This is a genomic window from Desmonostoc vinosum, assembly GCF_059505385.1.
In genome coordinates, this window is sequence record NZ_JCACKM010000239.1 from 1 (window position 1) to 7,205 (window position 7,205).

Below are 7,205 nucleotides of genomic sequence, written 5' to 3' on the forward strand. Positions count from 1 at the left end.
CTTCTTACTATGCTTGAGTCTCAAGCCCTGAAATACCAATTAGATAGCTAGGGATATCAGGTGCTTGATGGAGTTGCACCAGTTCTGAATCTCTGTTAATTGCTGTCCTTTTAACTTGTCAAGTCTGGTGATCAGTTCCGGTTCTTGTGCGACAGTCTTTACTCGTATAGCTGGTACAGCTTCTTCAACTGTGACAGGTACAGTTTCCTTGTGTGCTGCCATTGACGGAATCAGCCTTTGTCTGTAAAACTCCTCGTGCAATCCCCCTAACACCCCAAGTACGCCAAGCTCCGACCAAGTGCCTAAGTCTTCATCGCCCAAGGATATTTGGTAGTAGCCGCAGTGAGTGCGATCGCACTTTACCTCATATCCAGCTTCGTGACATTTAAACAACAAGCTAGTAATTACAGGTGGGAAAGGTAAGTTCTGTGAAGCAATGAAATCCTTGGTAATTGACTCATTACGAGTGGGAGTATAAGATTCGGGTGATGTCGTAATAGTAGTTGTGTGGGTATCGGGTAAACCGTTACTCTTATCTTTTTTAATCTCAATCCCTTGAAATAGCAGATTCGATGTACGCATCTCTCCACACCAGCCTAAATTTGTCGCCTTGAAGTACATATAAACATCCCGCTCCACCTTTATCGATCCGATATCCATAGATCATGTTTTTGTCTCTAAAACTCAATAGCTAAAGTAGTTATTAACAGAAAGGGTTGTTTACTATTACCACTTACTACAGCAATAAAGTTGTTGTGAAGCACGACTGTAAGCAACGTACAGTAGTTTATTACGCATCAAAACATCTCGACAGCCAAAAATATTTGAAGTATCGACAAAACAATTACTAAATGTCCCACCTTGCGATTGGTGAACAGTGATTGCATAGCCATACTGTAATCGGTGCATCAAACTACCCTTGACAACGAGATTGTAAGTTTCTAAAAACTCGTAATATTCTCGCCATGCATAACTTCTTTGTTTAACAGGTAGCTCAAATATTTTTTTCTTGGCATCAGCAACTGCATATTTGATTAACTCCCAATCATCAGGATGAATCATAGATAGACGCGCTTCTCTACCCATGTCATTTTTAACTTCGATTCTGTATGTTTTGAATGGGCTATGTACTAAATGGTGTCTATTACCGGAATACTCCTTAAAATCTGTAACTTCGCATTCTGCACATGAATGCATGAAAATATCTTTTTTACTACTAGAGTCAGAATGCAAAAAGATTGGTTCTTTAGTAAATAAAATCTCTCCGACTTCTATGAGTTCAGCATCAGGATAAAGCGCAGTGCGAATTTGCTGGTTTAAAACATTAATTCTATTATTAGTCCATGCCAAAATCTTAGCTGAGGAGCGAGAAAATTTATAAGCCTCAATAGCAGATTCTAGCCATTGGTCAAACTGCATCTTTTCAATGTTACCCTGGCTCAGTAAACGTGGTGGAAATTGTGAATTTAAATTTTGTCGGAGAGATGTGACATATTCGGCAATTGCCCCAGAATATCTCATGACTTGAGTTAATTCTATGCCAATAGGTAAACTAAAAACAGGCGATAAATCAACATTGTCTTCAATCGGTGGTAATTGTGCGGGGTCACCCATAAAAATAGTTGGAGTTCGAGAAGGGATTAAATCAAGAAGTTCCTGTCCGAGCATGGAAGCTTCATCAACAACCACCAAGTTAAATTCGTGGTAATAAGGCTCACCCGAATAATTATTGGGTTTAAGTTTTTGCTTACCGTTTTCATCGTACTCCCCAGGCATGATATGAAGTAGACTATGCAGAGTTGAGATATGTACTTTTAACCCTACTTCTGTTGCCATCGCGTCTAATACGTGTCTAGCTTTGTGGGTAGGAGCGCACAAAGCAACTTTCAAAGGAGCAGTTTTATTAGCTTCTGATGTGTGAAAACATTCTTGAAAAGATTTAATAACCCGTTGCACTAAAAATGTCTTTCCTGTACCTGCATAACCGCGTAAAACAAAAGGTGTATCTGGATGAAGACTGTACCAGTCATGAATTAAATCAAATGCTTGCATCTGGTTTAAAGATAATCCCTCTCGATGTTTGCTTTTGCTCCAGTTGGAGTTAATAATTGTTACTGGTTTCAATTTGTTTACCTCCTAAAATTATTTCAAGTTCAAATTGATTGATATTGTTTAATTTACCTGACCATGTTCAAAAACTTAGAAACAGACAAGTCACACAACATAGTTGCAGTACCCAACTTGCCATAAAGACGGTTTTTCTCGACAATTAATTCAATGGTGCGATCGCTCGTGTTATTGCTATATACCGAGTTGCGGTAGAGTATAATCAGTTGGTCACAAACCTCAAAGATTTCACCAGAATTACGCAATAGATGACGGTTAGGACGTTTATCAGCAGAGTGTTGATTACTGCGATTGATTTGACAGCCCAAAAACACGGGAATTTTGTGGTATTTGGCGATATCTCGAATCTGACGAGTGATCTTACCAACTTCAAAAGCCATGTTACCGCCCGACTCCAATGGAATTTGCTGCAAATAGTCAACAAAGACCGCACCAATAGGGACACCAAATTCAACAGCAGCACGACGCACCGCAGAGCCAACCATCGTTGGGGTAGGTGAGGAATATTCATAAACCTTCCAAGGAAGTTCTGATAGTTGTGAGACTCCTTGGGCTATCTGTGTCCAGTGGGACTGAGGTTTGGTTTGAATCAAGGCCGCGTCTATGCCTGTAATTCTGGCAATCATTCTTTGATTGACAAGAGTTTTGTCTAACTCTGGGGTAATGTAGAGAACTGGTTTAGCCAACTTGGTCATCATCTCATAAGCATAAGAAATCATGAAATGAGTTTTTCCCATGTGGGACTCAGCTGCTACTACCACCAAACTCGAAGGGTAAATACCACCAGTAATCGACTCTAAATCATACCAACCAACTTTTTCACCCGCCGTTTGACCAGCTTCGAGCTTCTGGTAAAGGTCAATTGCCATTTCAGGTGCGCTAAAGATTTTGTGCTGATCACCATCGGCTTGATGGGTGATGCTAAAAACTCTTTGTTCAGCTTGTGTAAGGACTTGTGATAGTTCAGTTTCAGTTTCGTATCCCAAGCGCACAATGTCATTACCAGCCTTAATTAGTTGACGGCGGCGGTATTTTTCAATCACCAAAAGAGCGAGGGCATCAATGTTAAGGGCTGACACCGTGCGGTCAACTAGAGTTGCTAACTTAGCTCTACCGCCAATACGCTCTAGCAAACCATTGTCAGATAGCCAACTGCTAACACTAAGCAAGTCTGTGGGTTTGCCTTGTGTATGCAGGTGCAGTGCAGCTTGGTAAATGTAAGAATGAGCGTTAACGTAAAAAGCTTCACTGACTAGAATATCACTGATGCGACTCATTGCATCTGGGTCAAACAAGATACCACCGAGGATGCCCTCTTCTGCTTCAATGTTCTGCGGCGGTAAATGATCCTGATTGCGGTCAGCAGAAAAAGAGATTACGTTATCTTGGTTGGAACGATTGTTGTACATACTTATGCACGTGCTAATTTTAACTGATTTTCAAGCTCTCGTAATGAGGAGTGAGAAAATCTCGAATTTGACTGAACTTGTTTTGGTGCAGCAGCCGCTTCAAGCTTGGCTAAAAGCTGCTGTTTGATATCAACTGGCATTGGTTTAGCAGGCGTTTTTGCTGATTCTTCCTGTTGACGACGCTGTTTATCCTGGGCTATGGCTTCAATGAGCGATATATTTTTTGCATCAGTTGAAGGTGCATTTGTTTTTTCGTGCAGTATGTGTTTTTGCTGTTGAGCTTTAACTTCATCCCAATAGCTCATCAACTCTTCCAAGCCACCCTTAGTTGATTCCATGTTGCTTATAGACTTCATCACCGTTGGAATTTTCCCCTCCCAATTGACTTGACTCCAACTGGCCCTTTCTTTTGCAATTAACTCCACAAGGGCGCTGTTGCAGGTCTGATAAATCTTGTCTCTGGTCGCAGTTCGCCAAGGAAAGCGCCAGGAGTGCATCTTGATTTCATTCTTGTAAACCGATGGCAATGGGTCAGATGCCATGATGCCAGGGTCTAGCAATACATGGTCTATCAAGTCCTCAATTGACTGGAATTTAACCGGCTTTTGTTTTTGTTTTGGTGAATGTTCGCTTAGGGACTCGTTCAATTGTTCAGCTTTGTCGAACGACCCCGCCGCAAGAGTTGCTCCAAGAGAGGGCCTTACTTGTTGATGCAAAGACTCTGCTTTTTCTTCTTGACAGGGCGAAATTTTTGGGGTGGTTTCTTCATGAGTGGACTGGTCAGTTGAGTTACCTTGCTGTGATGCGATGTCTTTGTTTAACAAGTCCTCTGTTTCATCCTCATGGGTGGGGACGCCGGGTTCAGGGGGCGTGTTAGCCAGGACTGTTAGAGAAGACTGTTTATTTAGAATGTTTAAAGAATATAGATCATCAGACAAATTTGACTCATCCAGAGACACTTTTGACTCCTCCAAAGACAAATCTGTCTGATGGAAAGACACTTTTGACTGATCGAGGGTTAATTTTGTCTGTTCGGTAATATCCAGGGTTTGAGCTTGATACAGGTTATCGAGTGCTTTTTGAATCTCAGTAATGTTGAGTTTGTAAAGTCGGGTTTTATCAAATTTGTTGGCTGATTGTTTATCGTCAATAAACCCTTTGGCTTTTAGCCTTTTGAGGGCGAATTTGATATAAGTAGTCCCGTATTCATTAAAAAGTCCAGTCCGAATGTCGTCTATTGTTTCGTACAGCCAGTAATCTGGTTCTTGGATTGTGGGTATACTGTTTTTGTTGGCTTTGGTATTGTGACTTCTAACTCTTTTAATCTCATAGTCTCGGCATTGTGTCCAGTATTCCATCAAATCTAGAATCTTGGCACAGCAACTATCGTTGTCACAGATTTTGAGATAATCTTCTCGAACATGAAAATACTTACCGTAATGTTTGACTAAATGGACGACTGCCATCATGCACCTCTTAATTTGATCTGTGATTAATTGTTTGTGCAGGGTTGCTCGTTTGATTAGTTCCCTCAAAAGCAAGAGGTAGAGTGTTTTCACTCCCAAACTGGAAATCTGAATTACTGATGACTTTTAGCTTTCTCCTCAAGGCTTGAGCGTTGATAACCAAGTTCAAAAATTAATTGTTCGACAGCAGAGCCTAGAGTTTGAGGTTTACAATCTAAAGGTACATTCAACAGTTCACAGACTTTGACAGCAGCAAAGTGGCTGATAGTGATTCTACGGCTTTCAAAATTGGTCATATTTTGTGTGAATCTGATTTCAATTAAAAGTATGAAGTTGACTTACAATCTTGGTTGAATCCCACAAACTGGCTAGTAGTTAGCAAATTACTGCGGCTTTGTTGTTGTCTCTAAACCTAATTGAGTACCATTTTTTGGCTGTTATTTAATTATACACATTGCATAATGTGTATGCAATGTGTTTTGAATGTATTTAACCCAATTTAGGGGTGAGACTGTATTGAGAATGGTTCTATAATGTACTAATTCCCCTTGCACAGTTGAAACATAGCCAGGATATGCCCCAAGAAGAAAACGTTAGAGTCCAAATTGTGATTTCCCGGTATATGTATGAAAAGCTACAACAGTGGGCAAATGCCCACGGTAAAAGTGTCAGTTCTTTTGCGGGACAAATAGTTTCTTCTAGTGTGGAATCAAAATTAGATGTCATTGACAGAATGAACATGGAGAAAGCGCAATTAGACCGCTTATAAACAGAAATAGTTAGTAGTCAAAGAATGTGACTAACTACAAAACTTTTTTTATGAAGCTGCTGTTTCTGGTTCCAGCACATCCTGCATCCATGCTTGAATTGATGTTACTTCATGTCCTCCCCGTGCTAATAAATCAAGTACGTAGTCTTGATAAGATTCTTCGGCATGACTGGGATGATCAAATTTATCTGCTGCCCAAGATAGGCACATATGTTTTACCAAATCATCAACTTGACTTGGTTTAAGCTGACTAGGAAATTTTACACCTTGAGCTTTCAGCCATTGCACAACTAGTTCAACAGGGAAATTAAGTACAGTACGAACTTGTTTAACACGCAAGTCTTGAGGGTCTACTGGTGCGGGTACTGGTTCAGTTACTTGAGGTGTGATAGTAACTTGTGGTTGCGATTTCTCAGTAGCCAACCATCCTTTTAATTCCTCTGCCAATTCCTTACCGGGATTAAGAAAAGTCTTGTCGGTAATCGCCGGACAACGACTTTTACTAATAGTTAAAATGTGTGTATAATCTAACTCTCCTGCCACGTCAAACTCAAATTCAATTCCGCTAGCCTGAATTGGTGATGTGCCTACTTTTTTAGGACTATATGAGGATTTACCACCTTTTTGATTCTCCTCAATTAGCCATTCTGTTTTACTTCTCATTGTCGCAATGATATGACAGCGAGAACCAATCATTGCATCAATTAATTTACGCTCTAAAGGGCGGACTTTTGCCCAACCATCAAATCTACCACCTGATAATTCCAACTCGCTAAACCACGCATGAGTTAGGGAGTCAATGATAATGATTTCATAGCCCAATTCCTCAGCTGAGCGAATTGCTTCTATGTATTTAGCAGGGTGATGATTGGTTAATTCACAGGTGTCGAAATCGAAAAGGTCAGCGTACTTGCTTGCACTGCCTCTTTCAGTGTCGATTAATGCAATTTTATCGCCAAGATGTTCAGCGATGGAAAGTGCCGAAAACGTTTTTCCTGCTCCACTTGCTCCACTTAAAGCAAGGCGAATTTTTAAGTTAGATTTCGTTGCTTTCTTAAACATTGTATGCTCCTTAATTTCAACAAACACAGTATTTTGAGAGAAATTAATTCTGAATAATTGCTCTTTTCTGACATCAGCATGTTTAACGAAGAATAAAATTATTCTGACTTTCAGCTATTTAGTCTCCTTATGGGAACGGGAGCATCCCAATTTGGCAAGAAGACGAAAGAAAAGAAAAATAATTTGCGAGGCATACTCGCGAATTATGGGGGGACTATACGAATGCTGTCCATAGCTGAGAAAATTATGGCAGTCAGAAAGTATGGTTAAAAGAAGGATAAAACAATGACCCCAGAAGATAAAAAACTTGTCGAAACTGGCTTTGGTGCGTCGGTTGTACGAGCAGGGGTTTGACCGAACTGCTGTTCTCAA

The 7,205-nt window shown here is 40.4% G+C and carries 7 protein-coding genes; 1 reads left to right on the forward strand and 6 read right to left on the reverse strand.

The genetic code is table 11. From position 1 onward, the window contains the following. Positions 1–39: 39 nt before the first annotated feature. The 5 genes from AC5JMF_RS27360 to AC5JMF_RS27380 all read right to left on the reverse strand — a co-directional run bounded on the left by AC5JMF_RS27360 (position 40) and on the right by AC5JMF_RS27380 (position 5,298). A complete protein-coding gene (locus tag AC5JMF_RS27360; RefSeq protein ID WP_495798857.1) occupies positions 40–582 on the reverse strand; it encodes a hypothetical protein in 543 nt (180 codons plus the stop codon). A gap of 144 nt (positions 583–726) precedes the next feature. Continuing rightward, positions 727–2,124 carry an ATP-dependent DNA helicase gene (locus tag AC5JMF_RS27365; protein ID WP_495798858.1) on the reverse strand — a complete coding sequence of 466 codons (1,398 nt, stop codon included), beginning with the start codon at positions 2,122–2,124 and terminating at the stop codon, positions 727–729. A 53-nt stretch (positions 2,125–2,177) separates the two neighbouring features. Further along, entirely contained in the window at positions 2,178–3,536 is a 1,359-nt protein-coding gene (locus AC5JMF_RS27370) for a replicative DNA helicase (protein WP_495798859.1), read from the reverse strand. A 2-nt stretch (positions 3,537–3,538) separates the two neighbouring features. Next, positions 3,539–5,002 (reverse strand): hypothetical protein, encoded by a 1,464-nt coding sequence (locus AC5JMF_RS27375; RefSeq protein WP_495798860.1) that lies wholly within the window; start codon positions 5,000–5,002, stop codon positions 3,539–3,541. Positions 5,003–5,115: 113 nt separating this feature from the next. Continuing rightward, positions 5,116–5,298 (reverse strand): hypothetical protein, encoded by a 183-nt coding sequence (locus AC5JMF_RS27380; protein ID WP_495798861.1) that lies wholly within the window; start codon positions 5,296–5,298, stop codon positions 5,116–5,118. A 260-nt stretch (positions 5,299–5,558) separates the two neighbouring features. On the opposite strand from AC5JMF_RS27380, the gene AC5JMF_RS27385 reads away from it, so the two are divergent. Beyond that, complete coding sequence (locus AC5JMF_RS27385; protein WP_495798862.1) at positions 5,559–5,771, forward strand: ribbon-helix-helix domain-containing protein; 213 nt, start codon at positions 5,559–5,561, stop codon at positions 5,769–5,771. 48 nt (positions 5,772–5,819) lie between these two features. Here AC5JMF_RS27385 and AC5JMF_RS27390 read toward each other — a convergent pair whose 3' ends face one another. Further along, a complete protein-coding gene (locus AC5JMF_RS27390) occupies positions 5,820–6,833 on the reverse strand; it encodes an ATP-binding protein (RefSeq protein ID WP_495798863.1) in 1,014 nt (337 codons plus the stop codon). Positions 6,834–7,205: the final 372 nt, after the last annotated feature.